Consider the following 17618-nt stretch of genomic DNA (forward strand, 5'->3'; position numbering starts at 1 on the left):
TTTAAGAAGAAGACTTACTACGCGTTGGGGAACTGAGATGATCAATCTGCTCGTCTAGAACGGTACTGGCTTTGCCTAAAAATTGTGAAATGAGGGCCAGTTCTTCATCCGTATAGGAAGCAGCCAATTTAACCATAGCGGTATGAAGCGGCAGGTAGGTGTCAATAACATCTTCTTTGTTTTCATACAACGGGACAATAATTACTTTACGGCGATCATTAGGGTCATTTTGTCTGCGAACGTATCCGTTTTTTTCGAGACGATCTATTAATGCAGTAACGCTACCTGTGGCAAGTCCAGTTAGTTTGGACAGCTCTCCAGCGGTAATGGGGCCTTTTTCACGCAGGATATCCACAGACAAAAAATCATTATTGTATAACCCAAGTGAGGCGGCTACGTTTTGCTGGTATACCACCGTTCTGGTTCCCAGACCACGCATGAGTAAGGTGAATTGTTCTTGCTCTGGTGTAGGTTGAGCTTGTTCATGGCTTGACAAAGGATAACGCCCCTTTTAAAATCTTTATATCTCGTCGATCAAGATATTTGATTATGAAGTTGTTTTAAAATATGTTATTTTACAAATACATTCTATCGAAATCAGCATACTTTTGCAAAGAAAGTAGTAAATCGGTAGAATTGGGTTAAGCGCGACTGTCTGGATCATAAGGATGATATGAAGCAAAGGATCTAATGAACCCCACCCATTAAATAAAGAGGACGGTTATTGAGAACATGGACGAGAAAAGGTTAATTATCTTTTTTGACAGCGGAGATACCATTGTTGATGAATCGACTGAAATTAGGGATGAAGAAGGAATCGTACGGAGTGCGGATCTGATTCCGGGAGCAGATATCACGATTCAAACCCTGCATGAGAGAGGATACACACTTGCTCTGGTTGCAGACGGTGATGCGCAATCCTTCAAAAATGTATTTAAGCAGCATGGACTAAACGATTATTTCAGCGCCATGATCATTTCCGAGAATATCAAAGCAGTCAAGCCAAGTCCGCGTATGTTCAAGGCAGCTATTGGTGCGCTTGATTTGTCGGAAGCAGACTTCTCCCGTACCGTTATGATTGGCAACAATCTTAGCCGTGACATGAAAGGGGCCAATGCGCTAGGCATCACCAGCATTTTTCAGAGTTGGACGCCCCGTTATCCCCATGAGCCGGCAGATGAGTCTGAGCATCCGGCATATACAGTTAGTGAGCCGCTGCAATTGCTAGAGTTGATTGAGAAACTGAACGCTGAGCTCAAGTAAGCTGGAAGTCGTTCATTATGCTATTTTTCCATATTTAAATACAAAAAGAGAAACCCAAGGGCATGAGAATGACTGGGTTTCTCATCTTTTTTAATCAATCAGCAAGAGTTACAAAGCAATCTTATGATCTAGCAGCTTAGCTCAATAATCTAGAAGCCGTCCATGATCATGCCATTGACCGTACATTTTATTTTCTTTAGTGTTTGTTATAAATTTATCTAATTTATGCTTAAATAATTCTGGTTGATGTGTATTGCTTTGTATCGTGTCGATCCTGACTCTTTTATAAAGAGCTGGAAAGGTTAAGAAGTTCACATATACCTGCTGCTCCTCTTTTAACCTTTGTTCTATAACCCTATCGACTTTAAAAGAAGCGAGATTCATATCGGGAAGTACCTTTCTTCCTTCGTCACTCATTAACCCCAGTTTATCGAGGCGGCGGACACGTTCTTTATTTAATTCTGTCCAAGAGCTTCGTTTGCTTCTGGGAGACAGTCGCTGCGCCAGCTCCGTTTCAGAAACTTTCTTTTTCACTCCATCGATCCATCCAAAGCACAAACATTCCTCAACCACATCCAAATATAGCAATGTTTCTGGGTTTGGCGTCATACTTACGAGTACCCAACAAGATTGTTCAGTCTTACAATTTTCCTGAAGCCAAGCTCTTAAATCTTCTCTCGATTTCACTGTAATTAGATTTTCAATCTGCATAAATTAAATAGCTTCCTCAGACATCTGATACCAAAAAAGGGAATAGTCATTCATGGTGGAAGTGTGTCCTAACTGACGTAACATTGTAGATATATTACCTCTATGATAAGTCCCGTGATTGGCGGCATGCAGCACAATTTCTGATACGCGTGTTTGCCGGATTCCAGCGAATGGGTTATCAAGTAGAATAGTCTGCTCCAAATCGGTTTGGTTTTGTAACCATTTTTTGTATTGTTTAGATAGCTGGGCAAAAAGATTAGCGTATTCATCAACCGAATTTAGAAGGCTCATATTTAGCGGGATACTTTTTTGAAAAGCCTCAGGCATACCAGTGCCTGTTAAAACCAGATACCACATCGTATCCACCGCATAGATATGGCTAAGGGCATGAGCGATGGTGGGAAAAGAGCTATTCACTTCTTGAGTTAGCACAGAGGGAGAGAGTTCCTTGATTCTTCCCAAGATCGTTTGGTTCGCCCAAATGTGGTAATTAAACATTTCTACTGGATGATTGGTCATTGTATGATCTCCATTTGAGTTGTGATAGATTATTTTGTAGCTGTTGTTAATATAAAAGAAGAAGTATGACAGCAGACTGTCATACTTCTTCATAAAGATTTAGGGTATTTTGCAGCAGCTTTTTTAAAATACCTCGTAGTGCAAGAGGCTCGAGGACTTCAGCGCCGCTGCCGAAACTTAGCAGAATTGACCATAGCCAGCGGGCTTCCAATGGTTTATACACAGGAATTCGCATCGTCATGCTCTCATCGGTATGAAATTCCTTATCCACCTGGTGAAATTGATCCAGCGCTTCTGCCAAAGCCTCAGGTCCCACCCGGATTACGACTTCCTCAACCTGATCGGCCCTGTTTGAACAACCGGCCTTTATGGGTACTTCATGTTGGGAATGAAAGGTATTCTGTGTCAGAAGCAAATTCATCATCCGGGATAGCCGGAACTCTCGATAATCCTGTCGTTCCCGGCAATAACCATAGATGTACCAGTTGCTATATTTAAAATGAAGCTTTACTGGTTCCATATTACGGGTTGTGCGTTCGTTTTTTACATTGATGTAATCAAAACGGACAATATTTCGTTCCGTAATAGCCGTACGTAAAAGAGAAAGTGCATCGGGATCCATACGACGAGTTTCAAAATCCACCGCTAGACTAGAAGTCTGTTGTTCTGCTCCAATCGTTTGCAGCCGTTCAATGGTTCCTTGCGCTTGTTCGTCTTCAAACACGGAAGAGAGACTGTTCAACACGGTAATCAAAGAAGTGATATCATACGAACGGAGAAGGCTTTTATCCATTTTATATCCGTCCATAATGCCATATCCGCCTTTAGTTCCCTGATACGATACGACCGGGATGCCTGCGGCACAAATGACATCGATATCCCTATAGATAGTTCTCTGGGAAACCTGGAACTCTTCAGCGAGCTTGGAGGCAGATAAAACTTCGTGGTTCAACAGCTTGTAGATCATAGAAATCAAACGTTCCAATTTCATTTGTGTATTCCCACCCATTAGTCCATTTCGTGTTACTGCATGATTATAGCATAGATTTTTCAAGCTAATTTGGGGGAGAGTTTTGGTGGTGTTGCACAGGAAAGTACTAATTGTACCTCACAGAGAAAAAGATTGACAAAATATGGTTGGTGGGTTAACTTGTGAATATAAAATAAAATTATTCATAAAACCATAAAAGCGAGTTGAGATGTATGCCTAAGAAATTCACAGAACAAGAAAGAGAATGGATTAAACATAAATTGTTGACAGAAGGTCGCCGCTGTTTTGAAGTACATGGCATTAAAAAAACTAGTGTTGAAGAATTAACAAAAGCTGCCGGGATTGCGCAAGGTTCGTTTTACATGTTCTTTGGATCGAAAGAGGAATTATTCTATCACATATTGCTTGAAGAGGAACAACGAATTCGTAGTACAATGTTCGATTCATTTAGCGTAGGCGTGCCCGTAGGCAAGGAAGAAATCAGATTATTTTTACTGAAATCCTTCCGCATGATGGAAGAGAGTCCGATCGTACGTCAGATGTTCGTAAAAAGCGAAATGGAGCAGCTATTAAGAAAGTTACCTAATGAGTTGTTGGAACAAAATTTTACAGAGGATAAAGACTTTTTTATTCCTTTCATTCAATCATGGCAAGCCGAAGGTATCATGGTTGGGATTGACCCGGAATTAATCGTAAGCATGATTCGCTCTGTAGTCCTCCTGTCTTTGCATAAGGAAGAGATCGGTGATGAGCGCTATCAGGCAACAATAGAGCTTTTGATTGGGGTTCTGGCTGAAGGGATGACTTCTTTGAAAGATAATAAGACTGGGGGAGTATGAAATGATCGAAGTGAAGGAGCTTCATTTTACCTACCCAAAAATAAAAGAGCCAACCCTTAGTGGACTTAACTTTTCCATACCTCAAGGAGAAGTGTTTGGTTTTCTCGGTCCTTCGGGAGCGGGTAAAAGCACAACACAAAAAATACTAATTGGAGTCTTAAAAAATTATCTCGGCAGCGTTAACGTAATGGGCAAGGAAATAAGAAATACCGGACCGGAGTATTTTGAGCGAATAGGGGTAGCTTTTGAGTTTCCAAACTTCTATTCGAAGTTTACTGCGCTGGAGAATTTGCAGCTATTTCGCTCTCTGTATTCAGGGAGAACAGCGGAACCGAGGTTTCTACTGGAGCAAGTAAATCTCACTGAAGCTGCAAATTTGAAGGTCTCCCAGTTATCGAAGGGGATGAAGATGAGGCTGAATTTCTGCAGAGCACTCTTAAATAACCCACAAATTCTATTTCTGGATGAACCCACTTCCGGGCTCGACCCTGTTAATGCGAAACGAATGAAGGATTTAATCCTGGAAAAAAAGGCAAATGGGACAACTGTAATTATTACAACACATAATATGCAAGCCGCTGAGGAGCTCTGCGACAGGGTTGCTTTTATTGTAGACGGTCAGATTAAGTTGATAGATTCTCCTCGTGAGCTTAAGCTTCTAAATGGAAAAAAACGAGTGCGGCTGGAATACCGCCATCATAATGAAGTTAGAAATGAGGAATTCTCACTTGATGATATAGGGGAGAACGAATATTTCTTAAAGCTTGTTCGTGAGCATCCAATAGAAACCATTCATTCGCAGGAGGCGTCTTTGGAACAAATATTTATTGACGTAACTGGGAGGCAGTTAACATGAGATTCAGATTCAGATCTGCGTTTGCCTTTGACATCCGGTTTCAATGGCGGCATGGGTTTTATTGGATCTACGTCATTATCTGTGCGTTTTATTTGGTATTGCTGCATCTTATTCCTGATCATTATCGAGAACAAACGATGTTATTATTGACCTTTAGCGATCCGAGTGCTTTAGGGCTTATTCTCGCAGGGGGGATTGTGCTGCTGGAAAGAGACCAGGGCATCCATGATCCTTTATTTGTTACTCCGATTCGTGTTAGAGAATATTTACTTTCAAAAGCAGGCTCATTATCTGTACTCTCCCTGTTAGCCGCTTGGGTTATTCATGTAGTAGCAAGCGGGATTCCGCAATCCCCATTCGGCTTTTCTACTGGAATCATTCTAACGTCAAGCTTTATGACGCTATTGTCGATTGGAGTTGTGGCTCGTTGCCAGACAATTAATGGTTTCATTTTACTATCACAAGTATTCGCATTACCTTTTATACTTCCGTTGCTTGGTTATTTTAAGGTGTGGAACTCCAAACTTTTTTTATGGCTTCCTACGGAAGGAACACTTCGCTTGTTGAGTTCGGGAACCTCGGCTATGTCATTTGGCAATTACATCTACTCCATATCGATATTACTGCTATGGAATGTTGTGATATACGTATGGGCAAAAAGGTCTTTCGAAAATCATGTAATGATGCGCATAGGTAAGGGAGGAGCAAGAAAATGAAGAAGTATCGTATGCTTTTTATAAGCGATATCCGGCATACTGGTTTGGACCCAGTGCTTATGGTCAGCATCTTTGCTCCTTTAGCACTTCTAGTCGTCTCAAGATTTGGATTTCCAATGATAGCCGATTGGCTTACGAACGGCTATGCTTTCGATTTATATAAATATAGTAGCTTTGCTGCGATTTTCTTAGTCATGACCTTTCCCATGCTAACCGGTATGATGACAGGTCTTTTAATGCTTGATGAAAGAGATGAGAATGTCATCTCTTATTACGCGGTTACACCATTAATGCGCAGAGGGTACATGGTGTATCGTCTAGTTCTTCCATCTCTACTCTGTACATTTCTTTCATCGCTATTTTTTATAGTCTCCGGCTTATCTAGCTTCCAATTAGAGCATATATACATCCTTATTCTATTAGCATTTGAAGCCCCTTGTTTTGCATTATTCCTAGCTTCTTTCGCTGCAAATAAGGTAGAAGGATTAGCTTTATCAAAGATCGGTGGTCTGTTTATAGCAGGACCAATCGTAGCTTATTTTGTTCCATCACCATGGCAATTTATCGGTGCGTGGATTCCTACCTATTGGCCTGCTAAGTTATTTTTTGTTATAGAAGCTTCTAGTGGTTTTATTGTGCTTGCATACTTTATGGTGGGACTTCTATTTCACTTGAGTCTTCTGAGCATCATGATTAGGATTTTTATTAAAAGAGCTGATTGATTAACCTCCTCCAAGCAGCTTAGGCAACAGCGTTAGAAGCTTTTCTCGTGTTAAAGCATCTCCATAGTTCCATTTGCTTCCGTCTAGCAGATAAGCTTGCCCCTTACGTACAGCGGGTATATTCTTCCATAGTGAGCTGTCTAGTAGTTTCTCCATAGCAACTCGCGAGTCTTGACGTTCCGGAATAAGCATAAAGATATGATCACCGGCGTAGAAAGGCAGCCTTGCTGGATCGACCTCTGCAAATCCTAACTCTCCATCGAGAATCGCTTTGATCTCATCTGTGGGCTGTAAACCGTTAGGGGCATAGAGAGCAGTAGACAAGCCGGACATTCCCATAGCATACAGATGATTTCCATGGTCATAAATCAATGCAGAAGCTGTTTCTCCAGGTCGAAGAGTATTCATATAAAGCTGCTGCCACATGGCAGCATTTTTTACTGCGAATGAATCCAGCCATACTTCCGCTTCGCGCTGCTTACCCAACCAGCTTCCAAGTGTCCGCATACGGTGTTCAAGTGGAGCAAATGAATCAAAGGTAAGTGTCGGGGCGATGTCGACGACTGCTCGATAGGCCTTATCATCTGAATTAGCTATAATAATTAGGTCAGGATTTAATGAAGCGGTAAGCTTCGGATCCAGAGGAAAGCCAACGTTAGAGAGCTTTTTAAGTCGATGTTTATAGACTCTGTTCCATGCAAAGACTTCATCTCCTCCGATAGGCTTTATACCTAATGCGAGTAGGTCGCCAAGCGTCTCACCATGGTAGACAATGCGCTTTGGACGCTCCGGAATATCCACCACATGGCCAGTCCAGTCTTCCACAGTAAGCTTCCGACCTTGCTGATGCGCATATTGTCCGGGTGTAATTCCAGTCTTTTGACGAAACCGGCGACTAAAATAATATTCATCGGAGAAGCCAACCAGTCGAGCAATCTCACGCAGCGGTTCAGCGGATTCCTGAAGGAAACGTTTCGAATGGTTAATACGCAGTTCGGTCAGGTAATCGAGTGGTCTTTTTCCTGTAAGCTTTTGAAAGATCGGAGTATATTGCCACAATGTTATCCCTGCGAGCTCAGCCAGTTGCTTCACGGTGATACTCTCCGTATAGTGATCTTGCATATATTGGATGGTCTTTTCCACGGAATCCGCGGGACTTGGCACCTGCTCGGAAGGATAATTATGCTCAAAGAGTAAGAGCAGTAATTCTTGGAATTTTAATTGCCGCTTAAAAAAATACACATCATCGGCATTTTTTTTGCTCATAAGCAGATCTTCCGCAAGGCGGATTACCCTAGTGAACGGGTGGACAATTAGCTCCTGCCTACCCGGAAGGAGTTCCTCTGAATAATATTCGGGAAACTCGGCATTATTAATTGCTGTAAAAGTGATGAGATAATAATAAAGAGTCGTCTCTTGATTGTCCGTGCTATAGGAAGTTCCAGGAGATAGGAGATAACACGTATCTGTAGTCAGTGTTATGGTTTGATCGCTAAGGATCAGCTGTCCACTACCGCCAGTGAATATTAGAAGTCTATAAAAGTGAGTTGTAAGAGTCTTAGAGCAAGAGCCTGCCGGTTGAATATGTAGTTCCGCATCAGTCAGCTGAAACAGCAACGAGCGGAGCGGTACAGCGACGGGTAATGTTTGCAGCAAGAGGAAGCCTCCGTTCATTTGGTGAGAATCATTATCAATTAATTCATTGTATATAAAATAAAGAAGCATATCAACAGCTGTTGACATGCTTCTTGCAGTTTTCTATCAGCTAAGTGTCAAACGCTTCATGAAGGTGAAAATTATTTCATATTCAAAAGCTGTGGGAGTTCACCGAGCAGCCATTCTCTTGTTGTTGCATCACTTGAAGTCTTCATAATATCTTGTGTATAGACATATCCGTTCTTGACGGCAGGGAGACCTTTCCAGATCGGACTCTTTAATAGAGTAGCTGTGGATTGCTTGGCTTCATCGGCCACAGGAGTTAGAATGAAAATCCGATCTCCGGCATATTCTTTAAGCACTTCCATGGATACTTCCTGAAATCCCATACCTTCATCGAGAACCTTCTGAATCGCTGGGGTTGGCTTGAATCCATTCTCTCCATAAAGAACTTGCGAAAGTCCGGTCGTCGCCATAACAAATAGTCTGTCACCAGGGTAATAAGTAAAGACCGTAGCTGTTTCTCCTTCTTTTATGCCCGCTGCCTTTAATTGTTCCCACATGGCATCTTCACTCGTTTTATACTTAGCCAGCCATGCCTCTGCTTCGTTCGTTTTCCCAAGAATTCCACCAATATCAAGCATCCGTTCATTTAGCGGGGCAAAGGTATCAAATATTATCGTGGGTGCGATTTTGGATAGCTGCTCGAAATCAGCTTCATCAGTTCCTGCATAGATAATCAAATCAGGCTGAAGTTCCAGCGTCTTTTCCAGATTGATAGGGAACCCTACATCTTCGACACCTTGTAGCTGATCTTCAAAAACCTGACCCTCACCCATGGAAAGTGGATATCCTACCGCTTGCACACCAAGTGCGAGTAGATCACCATAGGTTTCTCCTGAATAAATCACGCGCTTCGGGTTAACAGGTATTTCTACGGTATGGCCTATGTAATCCGTGTAGGAGTGAGTAGTTGCCGCAGTTTCATTAGTGCCCTTGTCGGATGTTTCTGGAGAAGGTACAGTGGTAGCTGAAGTATTATTTCCGGCTGCGTTCGACGCATTGTTCTTGGTTGGTTGTTCTCCTGAGTTTCCGCAGGCGAGTAGTAATGTGGTCATCAGAAAGAGTACACATAATACGGCGAACGGTTGTCTTACCTTATTCATATAATATTGCCTCCCTAAAATATGTAGCGATCATCAATAATGATAATCATTCTCGACGAAAACTATCATAAATTAAAGTCTCCTTTTACTCAATGGACAAAACACATTAAGGCTATTTGATTTGTACAAGCCTATTGTTATTGGAGTTGATAGCCAGAAAAAAAATTGATAAGGCTAAGAAGTCATTGAGGAGCACGCAAAACTCTGTCGGAGAGATTGAAATAAATAGAAGAAGGCCATCTTGTTTGGTAGAAACCAACCAGAGACGGCCTTTTTTAATAGATGAAATTAGAGAAGAGAAAGGGTGAAACGGAATGCATATGGGCGATTAGCCGGCAGAGTGAACTCTTCGTGGGTTGGTGCACCCCAGCTGTCGTCACCCCCAACTCCCATTTGCTTGTAGTTGACTCTCAGTACGCTTTTGTTCGAGACTGGCAATTTATATACGTGATCATGTGCTTCCAATTCCTCGGGTTTCCAAGGCAGAGCATTAATCTCCATAGGGATTGCACTATCAAAATAAAGTCCTGATCCGTCGTTGCCATCTGTAATCGAAGCAAATCTGACATCCGTCTTATTGCCGCACTCCTGCGGTCTGAGATAAGGGATGAACTGGTCACTGACTTTGCCCGTATAGCGGCCAAGTGGTGCTCCGGTCTGTCTGTCCCAATAATTCTCATGGGGTCCACGGCCGTACCATGAAAGGGTATCGAGTCTTCCAGCAAGCACGAACATCATTCCAAACTCAGGAATTTCTGGCAGATCGCTACTACCCGGATTCAGTTCTTGCAGGATCTCTAAAGATCCGTCAGGGCGAATCTCATACTGAATCAGAAGGGTGGAGTACGGATTCGTTGGCAGAAGGTAAGTGGTGGAAACGAAACAGAGATTTCCTTCAGTTCTATATACCATGCTCAACAGATTCCGCTCATTAGAAGCTTGCTTCCACACTGCACAGCGCTTTGGCAATCCATTGCCAAGATCATTATCCGTGACCGCTCTCCAGAAGTTAGGTCTTACGGGCTCAAGCAGATGTTCTTTACCGGCAGCATGGTATGAGTTTAGCTCACCAGTTGTTGTATTAAAGTTTAGAGTGAAATTCCCACCCTGTATGGTCAATGCACCTTCATGTTCCTGCACATGTAACGTTCCATCCGTTGTCTTTGGAGTCTTTGTCACGATACGCGGGGATAGAATAAACTGTTCCCAAGCGATTTCGTGGTCAGCATCAGCCCATGAAGTTTCTGAACGCTGAATAAAGGAGAGATTCAGAATAGCTTCATGATCACCTCTATGTGAAATCAGTTCGTAAGGGATAGTGCATTCAACGATTTCTCCTGGTGCAGCAGAGATTTGCAGCAAACCTTCTTGCGCAGTTACTCCGTCTAAAGAAACTTCCCATTTAAGTTCGTACTGTTCAATGTCGGTAAATAAAAAGTTATTATGAATCTGAAAGAGACCTTCACGGATATTTAAAGCAGTTACTTTAATATTTTGATAGCATTTTTTGACCTCAAATAGCTTTGGAGTAACCGAACGATCGGCAAAAAGTAATCCGTTTCCGCTAAAGTTTCCATCATGTGGCGACTCACCAAAGTCACCGCCATATGCTAAATATGGGACACCTTCGGATGTTTTGGTTCGGATAGCCTGATCCACCCAATCCCAAATAAATGCACCTTGAAATACATCGTACTTGTCAAACATATCGGTGTATAGGTGTAATCCACCGCAAGAATTCCCCATAGCATGGCTGTATTCGCAGATGATGTAAGGCTTCTGAGGACGACTTAGCGCATATTTTTCAACATCGTGCGGTTTAGCATACATAGTCGACTCTATATCACTAGCTGCTTCCGACTCTCTGCAATGGAAGATCCCTTCATAATGAACAGGTCGTGTTGGGTCGGCTTCTCTGAGATAGTCATGCATTGCGATAAAATTATCACCACCGTGGGACTCATTCCCCAATGACCAGATGATAACCGAAGGATGGTTCTTGTCTCTTTGCATCATGGAGTTGCAACGGTCAATTACATTGGCCCGCCATTCCGGTTTGCTTGCAGGTACATTTCCTTCATGTATTCCTTGTTGCCCATACTGCCAAGTGCCGTGCGTTTCCAGATTGGTTTCATCGATTACGTAAAGTCCGTATTCATCACAAAGCTCATACCAAACAGACTGATTCGGGTAGTGAGAGGTCCGAACCGCATTAATATTATGTGTTTTCATCAGTTTGATATCTCGGATCATGTCGTCTTTGGATAGCGCACGTCCTGTGTCACAAGAGAACTCGTGCCGGTTAACGCCTTTAAGTACGATTCTTTTGCCGTTGATCTTCATAAGTCCGTCTTTGATCTCAAAGGTACGGAATCCGACCTTACAGCTGACGGTTTCAGTAGTGTTCCCTTCATCGTCAATCATGGAGAGAACCAATGTATACAGATACGGTGTCTCAGCACTCCACTTATAAGGATCTTTTACATGCTCAGAAAGCTTGAAATGATGAACGCCCTCTTGATCAATGGAAGTGACTGTAGATACTGGTGCCTCCCATACAGGTTGATCCTCTTTATTGTAAAGCTGCATTTGGAGTGTATAAGGGTTTAGCTTCTGATTAAAGTAATTCTCCATTTTGATGTCTACGTTTAAATTCGCATGTACGAAATCTTCATCTAGTGCGGTTTTAACGAAAAAATCAGCAACATGAACAGAAGGGGCCGTGTATAGATAAACCTCCCGGAAAATACCGCTAAGCCGCCAAAAATCCTGATCCTCCAGCCAACTGGCATCACACCAACGATAGACCTCGACAGCTAGTTTATTATCACCAGCAATTAAATAAGGGGTAATATCGAACTCGGAAGGTGTAAAAGTGTCTTCACAGTAACCGACCCGTTCTCCGTTTACCCATACATAGAAAGCGGATTCAACCCCCTGAAAGCTAAGGTATACAGGCTGATCGTTCCAAGATTCAGGTACAGAAAAGGTTCGGATGTACGAGCCTACGGGATTATATTTTGTCGGAGCAAAGGGTGGCTTGAGATCAGGTTCGGATTCCGCCCAAGGATATCGGACATTCGTATATTGCGGGTAATCATACCCATGGAATTGCCAGTGAGATGGTACAGGAATCGTAGGCCAATTGCTGCAATCGAAATCAGCTTTATAGAAATCCATGACCCGTAGATCCGGTGTTTCGGAAAAAGAGAACTTCCAAATACCATTAAGCGTTTTGTAGTATGGTGAGGCTTCTTTATCTCCCACCAGGGCTTGCGTTAGATTGCTATAAGGGATCATGGAAGCATGTGCATCCAAGCGATTTAGTTCGAAGATTTCCGGATTATTATTCCATTCTGGATAACCGTTTGCAGGAGGCTGGTAAACAAATTTTGCTCGCATGAGTAAATCTCCTTTATAATAGTGATGTTATTATATTCATATTATAAATTGGAGTAATGGTAAGAGATATAAAAGATTTTTCATCCAATATAACAAAATATGAAACGAGTGATCAGATGGAGAGTAAAATAATCTTTTGCCAAACGGAAGATACGAATATGCTGCCGCTGTATGCTACAACCATTGGATTTTGGGAGCATCAGGCAGAAACCTTACGTCCTACCGGATTTCCGGATTATCAAATACATCAGATTCACGAAGGCAAAGGCGAACTTGTCATTCAGGAGAAACGATATATTGTGGGTTCAGGGGATGTATTCTGTTTGTTCCCGAATATTACGCATTCGTATGCGCCAATCAGCAGTAAGTGGAAGCTGTCATGGATTTCATTCAATGGTAGAGAGGCCGGTCAAATGCTGCTGTACGCAGGAATCCGCGAATCAGGCCCTGCAAGGTTGAAGGAGGATAAGTGGCTAAATCCTTTAAAAGAAATGCTCAACTTGTCAGATAGTAATGAACTGGAAACGAATCTGGAACGATCCAGGCAACTATACGCGCTGCTGCTGGATTTAAAAAGCAACCTAGTTTCTCCTCTAAACGAGGCTCTTGAATTGGAGCGAATTAAACCGGTGTTGCGACATATAGAAAGGAATCTTCATAGGACCCTCCCATTAAAGGAACTTGCGGAGGTTATTGCAGTGTCGCCACAGTATTTATGCAGGCTTTTTCAAAAAACAATTCATGATCGACCTGTAACCTATATCAACAAGCAACGTATAAACTTGAGTAAACAACTAATGTTCAATGAACGAGATAAAAAAATGTATGAAATTGCTCAGTTAGTGGGCTTCGAAAATGCCAGCTACTTTTGTCTAGTGTTTAAGCGGTTGACTGGGATGAGTCCAGAGCAATTTAAACAGCTGCATGGTTTGGACTAGAAAGATAGAGTACCTCTAAGCCCTATGATAAACGCTTACTTGTTAGCGTCTAGCACTCCATGATATAGTTTAATTGAGTTCATATATTGTATTTTTCACGAATTCGCTCATTTTTTTGCAATATGTGTATGTCCAATCTAATTCAATACATAGAACCAAATTTACGATCAGATATCTAGCTAAGCATCAGGAAGGAGTCATCAATTTGAATGAGAAGTTAAAAGAGGCATACGAACGTTTGGACTTGCCTGTAGACATTACCCGGGAGGAACTGAATAAAAAGTTTGATTTGCACTTGAAACGCCGTAAATCAAATTCCTCAGAAACTGAGGCTGCAGCCTATGAAGAAGAATTTCTGGCTTACAAAACGATCTTAGACGGCTTAGATCAGCAGGAAATTCAGGAGGCAGAGGACAAGCGGCTAGAAAAATGGGGAGCATTTTCCGGCATAGCGCGTAAATCGGAGAATTTTTTTAGGCTATACAAAGTTCATACATTTGTATCTATCGTTGTGCTGTTAGTGCTAATCTTTGGAGGTAACGCTCTTTATAATCAATATCAAGCCAAAAAATATGAAGCTTCACTCCCGCCAGTGGATGTAACTATCATGTTCCTAGGAAACTATGAATCTCAAGATTCATCAGGTAAGGATGAAGAGCTTAAACAAGAGATTGTCAATCGTTATCCAGCTTGGAAGCGGGTAAAGACGGAAGTCGTATACCTTCCCTCAACAGGTGGAGAAGGAGGAGGCGCGTTAGACATGACTTATATCCAGCGCGCGATGGCGATGCTGGCGGCGGATCGTCCGAATATTCTTATTTTGGATGATGCTACTTTTGATTGGATCGGACAACAGCAGGGACTTAAGAATCTAGAGCCGTTTGTTAAATCAGCGGGACTTCCTTTAGATGATATTCGTTTGAAACGTATAAAAAATACGGAGAACGGTGAAGAATGGATCACAGGCGTAGATATCACAGATACAAAATTTGCTACAGACCTTCCAATTCATTCACGGAAGATGATCATTGGGGTGTTTGGAGAAGATGAAGATAAGAACAAATCAACTGATTTTGTTGAGTTCTTAGTAGGGCAAATGACTGCCAAATAAATGAGTAGGTATAAATGGACCTGTGTTATAAAGGCCGATGCTGTATGGATTCTCATACTACATCGGCTTTTTTGTTGTACATTCAAAGCATATGAATTGACGAATGTGAAGTGAACTCACTATAATGATTCATATAGATATGAACTAAGTAATATAAATATAAACTAAACTGAATTTTACAAGGGAGTGATGAAAGAATGAAGACAGAAGGAACTCTGACAATACATACACAGAAGCGTGGTGCAGCATTAGGTGATTTATTTGGAATCTTCTTTGAGGATTTAAATCATGCGGCAGATGGTGGACTTTATGCTGAATTAATTCAGAATCGATCCTTTGAATTTGATCCGATAGATCGGGCCGATTATCATGCGTTAATGGCTTGGGAGCCTGTAGAACGCGGAGATGGGAAAACCGTAATCACCGTGGAAGATAGCGAGCCCTTGAATGATCGTAATCCACATTATGTAGCCATTGATATTGTGGCTGAAGGTGACGGCGTTGGGTTGATGAATCTAGGATTCAATAGTGGTATTCCGGTAAAAGAGGGCGAGAATTATAAGTTCTCGGTATATGCTCGTCGGGAGACAAGCTTTGACGTACCCCTTATCGTAACCATAGAAAGTACAAATGGTGTCATTCATGGTGAAGCGGAAATCGCTGTGCATCACTCCGAATGGACTCAATACGAAGCAGTTATTAAGTCTAAGGGTACAGATACTAGTTCACGTCTTGTAATCGTTACCAAAGGCAGCGGGAGGGTATATCTGGATATGGTTTCTCTGTTTCCAGAGAAGACCTTTATGAACAGACCTGGGGGCATGCGTGAAGATATTTCACTGTTGCTCGCCGACTTAAAGCCTAAATTCATGCGGTTTCCGGGAGGTTGTCTGGTACATGACGGTTCCTTAAATCCAGATGACAGAGATTCTATGTACAGATGGAAGAATACAATTGGGGATGTGGCACAAAGGCCGGCAAGGCGGAATAACTGGTCCTACAATCAGACGCTTGGGTTAGGATACTTTGAATATTTTCAGTTCTGTGAGGATATTGGAGCTAAGCCGATTCCCGTTCTTCCGGGCGGCTACGATCCGCATCATAAACGTATGGTGCCACTGGATAAATTAACACCCTGGGTTGAGGATGCACTGGATTTGATTGAATTTGCTAATGGGGACATTTCATCGAAGTGGGGAAGGATACGTGCGAACCTTGGTCACCCGGAACCTTTTGGGCTAGAGTATATCGGCATCGGTAATGAAGTGGTAGGTGCACCCTTTTTCGAGAGATATCCATACTTTCATCAAGCCATAAAAGAGAAATATCCAGATATTAAGGTCATTAATTCGAGCGGTCCATTCTCTGCTGGTAAAGAATATGAGCGGGGCTGGACATCTGCAAAAGAGAATAAGTCTGATCTTGTAGACGAGCATTATTATTGTACACCTGAATGGTTCCTGGCGAATCATCATCGTTATGATGACTTTAAGGCGGATGAACCGAAAGTGTTCTTAGGTGAAATGCTTCATGGGGCAATACCTATTATAACGCATTAGTGGAAGCGGCTTTTATGACGGGACTTCAGAACAACGCTCATGCGGTTGGTTTGGCATGTTATGCTCCTATGCTCTGCAATGTCGATTATATCAACTGGAAGCCGGATCTAATCTGGTTTAATAATCATGAAGTGTACGGAACTGCGAACTACTATGTTCAAAAGCTATTCATGAACCATCAGGGAGATCAGCTACTGGAGATAAAAGCGAACGGCTTCACAGTACCTGAGGAACGCAAAGCTGAAGCGATCACAGGAGCGATTAGCTTGGGTGTGGATGCATCCGCTGCTCGATATTCAGAAATCACACTGGTCAACAATGTTACGGGAGAAGTGAAGTCGTATTCTGAGTTATCAGAAGAAGTATCAAACCTGCCTGATCCTGTTCAGAACGGAACGGCCAAACGAACACTAGAGCTTGGAGAGACGGAGTGGGAGAGCTATACCTTGAATTTTAAAGCTACTAGAACCGCAGGGGATAAAGGGTTTGTGTTCTATTTTGGTAAAGCAGATGATCAGAATCATTTGTATTGGGAACTAGGTGGCTGGCAGAACCAGGATTCCATTGTGGCATCAATTATTAACGGGAGGAACTCTGTGCTTACACATTCTATGTTTACAGTTGAAACAGACGTAGAATACGATCTGAAGCTAGAAGTATCAGACAGACATGTTCGTACTTATATTAACGGAGAGCTGATCAATGAGACGGAGGACAAACTTCCGATCATCGAACCGCTGTATTACACAGCAAGTATGGAGGATTCCACAGGGGATATCATTCTTAAGACAGTGAATGTACAAGAGAACAGCTTTTCTGCTGAGATTATATTAGAAGAGATGGCAAAAAAGGACTTGTCCATCGAAGTATATGAACTGTCGGGATACCAGCTTGAGGATGAAAATAACTTCGAGAATAAAGAGCTTGTCTCTCCTAAGCAAACCAAATTTACGACGATGGGCAGCAGTTTTTCTTATGAGTTCCCTAAACAATCCGTAACGATTTTTAGAATAAAATAATAACCAAAATGCCCCTCTGAATCCTTAGTGTTAAAAAGGTTCAAAGGGGCGTTTATGTCCGGTTACCATCTTTACACGGTTCACATGTTTTAGTAATGTAATGAGACAGCAGGCATGACCAGTGTTCTTCTAGTGTGTATACATTTTCGA

Annotated in this window: 16 protein-coding genes; 9 read left to right on the forward strand and 7 right to left on the reverse strand. The window is 42.2% G+C overall.

Going from position 1 to position 17618, the window contains the following annotated elements:
• Position 1: 1 nt before the first annotated feature.
• Positions 2–439: a MarR family transcriptional regulator gene (locus ACWNM1_RS28150; RefSeq protein WP_449603575.1), complete on the reverse strand. Its 438-nt coding sequence runs from the start codon at positions 437–439 to the stop codon at positions 2–4.
• Positions 440–732: 293 nt separating this feature from the next.
• On the opposite strand from ACWNM1_RS28150, the gene ACWNM1_RS28155 reads away from it, so the two are divergent.
• Entirely contained in the window at positions 733–1263 is a 531-nt protein-coding gene (locus ACWNM1_RS28155; protein ID WP_449603561.1) for an HAD family hydrolase, read from the forward strand.
• Positions 1264–1404: 141 nt separating this feature from the next.
• Here the strand turns inward: ACWNM1_RS28155 and ACWNM1_RS28160 are convergent, their stop codons facing one another.
• The 3 genes from ACWNM1_RS28160 to ACWNM1_RS28170 form a co-directional block, all read right to left on the reverse strand.
• Positions 1405–1974, reverse strand: a complete 570-nt coding sequence (locus ACWNM1_RS28160; RefSeq protein WP_449603562.1) for a YdeI/OmpD-associated family protein — start codon at positions 1972–1974, stop codon at positions 1405–1407.
• A 3-nt stretch (positions 1975–1977) separates the two neighbouring features.
• Positions 1978–2493, reverse strand: coding sequence for a DinB family protein (locus ACWNM1_RS28165; RefSeq protein WP_449603563.1), 516 nt, complete (start codon positions 2491–2493; stop codon positions 1978–1980).
• A 79-nt stretch (positions 2494–2572) separates the two neighbouring features.
• Positions 2573–3484, reverse strand: coding sequence for a helix-turn-helix transcriptional regulator (locus ACWNM1_RS28170; RefSeq protein ID WP_449603564.1), 912 nt, complete (start codon positions 3482–3484; stop codon positions 2573–2575).
• 212 nt (positions 3485–3696) lie between these two features.
• On the opposite strand from ACWNM1_RS28170, the gene ACWNM1_RS28175 reads away from it, so the two are divergent.
• From ACWNM1_RS28175 to ACWNM1_RS28190, 4 genes are read left to right on the forward strand one after another with little or no spacing between them, the layout of a single operon-like run.
• Positions 3697–4323 (forward strand): TetR/AcrR family transcriptional regulator, encoded by a 627-nt coding sequence (locus ACWNM1_RS28175; RefSeq protein WP_449603565.1) that lies wholly within the window; start codon positions 3697–3699, stop codon positions 4321–4323.
• Between the two features lies 1 nt (position 4324).
• The gene (locus tag ACWNM1_RS28180; RefSeq protein ID WP_042187029.1) at positions 4325–5179 is read left to right on the forward strand and encodes an ABC transporter ATP-binding protein; all 855 of its coding nucleotides are present in this window, start codon (positions 4325–4327) and stop codon (positions 5177–5179) included.
• A complete protein-coding gene (locus ACWNM1_RS28185; RefSeq protein ID WP_449603566.1) occupies positions 5176–5895 on the forward strand; it encodes a fluoroquinolone export ABC transporter permease subunit in 720 nt (239 codons plus the stop codon). Before ACWNM1_RS28180 ends, ACWNM1_RS28185 begins: the two co-directional genes overlap by 4 nt.
• On the forward strand, positions 5892–6617 hold the full coding sequence (locus ACWNM1_RS28190; RefSeq protein ID WP_449603567.1) for a hypothetical protein: 726 nt from the start codon (positions 5892–5894) through the stop codon (positions 6615–6617). Before ACWNM1_RS28185 ends, ACWNM1_RS28190 begins: the two co-directional genes overlap by 4 nt.
• Here the strand turns inward: ACWNM1_RS28190 and ACWNM1_RS28195 are convergent, their stop codons facing one another.
• The 3 genes from ACWNM1_RS28195 to ACWNM1_RS28205 all read right to left on the reverse strand — a co-directional run bounded on the left by ACWNM1_RS28195 (position 6618) and on the right by ACWNM1_RS28205 (position 12841).
• Positions 6618–8273 carry a helix-turn-helix domain-containing protein gene (locus ACWNM1_RS28195; RefSeq protein WP_449603568.1) on the reverse strand — a complete coding sequence of 552 codons (1656 nt, stop codon included), beginning with the start codon at positions 8271–8273 and terminating at the stop codon, positions 6618–6620.
• 140 nt (positions 8274–8413) lie between these two features.
• Entirely contained in the window at positions 8414–9439 is a 1026-nt protein-coding gene (locus tag ACWNM1_RS28200; protein ID WP_449603569.1) for an ABC transporter substrate-binding protein, read from the reverse strand.
• 288 nt (positions 9440–9727) lie between these two features.
• Positions 9728–12841, reverse strand: coding sequence for a glycoside hydrolase family 2 TIM barrel-domain containing protein (locus ACWNM1_RS28205; protein WP_449603570.1), 3114 nt, complete (start codon positions 12839–12841; stop codon positions 9728–9730).
• 116 nt (positions 12842–12957) lie between these two features.
• Between ACWNM1_RS28205 and ACWNM1_RS28210 the strand changes: the two genes are divergently transcribed.
• The 4 genes from ACWNM1_RS28210 (at position 12958) to ACWNM1_RS28225 (ending at position 17468) form a co-directional block, all read left to right on the forward strand.
• Positions 12958–13779: an AraC family transcriptional regulator gene (locus ACWNM1_RS28210; RefSeq protein ID WP_449603571.1), complete on the forward strand. Its 822-nt coding sequence runs from the start codon at positions 12958–12960 to the stop codon at positions 13777–13779.
• Positions 13780–13984: 205 nt separating this feature from the next.
• Entirely contained in the window at positions 13985–14890 is a 906-nt protein-coding gene (locus ACWNM1_RS28215; RefSeq protein ID WP_449603572.1) for a hypothetical protein, read from the forward strand.
• A gap of 197 nt (positions 14891–15087) precedes the next feature.
• Complete coding sequence (locus tag ACWNM1_RS28220) at positions 15088–16449, forward strand: carbohydrate binding domain-containing protein (RefSeq protein ID WP_449603573.1); 1362 nt, start codon at positions 15088–15090, stop codon at positions 16447–16449.
• 14 nt (positions 16450–16463) lie between these two features.
• The gene (locus ACWNM1_RS28225) at positions 16464–17468 is read left to right on the forward strand and encodes an alpha-L-arabinofuranosidase C-terminal domain-containing protein (protein WP_449603574.1); all 1005 of its coding nucleotides are present in this window, start codon (positions 16464–16466) and stop codon (positions 17466–17468) included.
• The last annotated feature ends 150 nt before the right edge of the window (positions 17469–17618 follow it).

This window comes from Paenibacillus sp. Marseille-Q9583 (genome assembly GCF_976954365.1).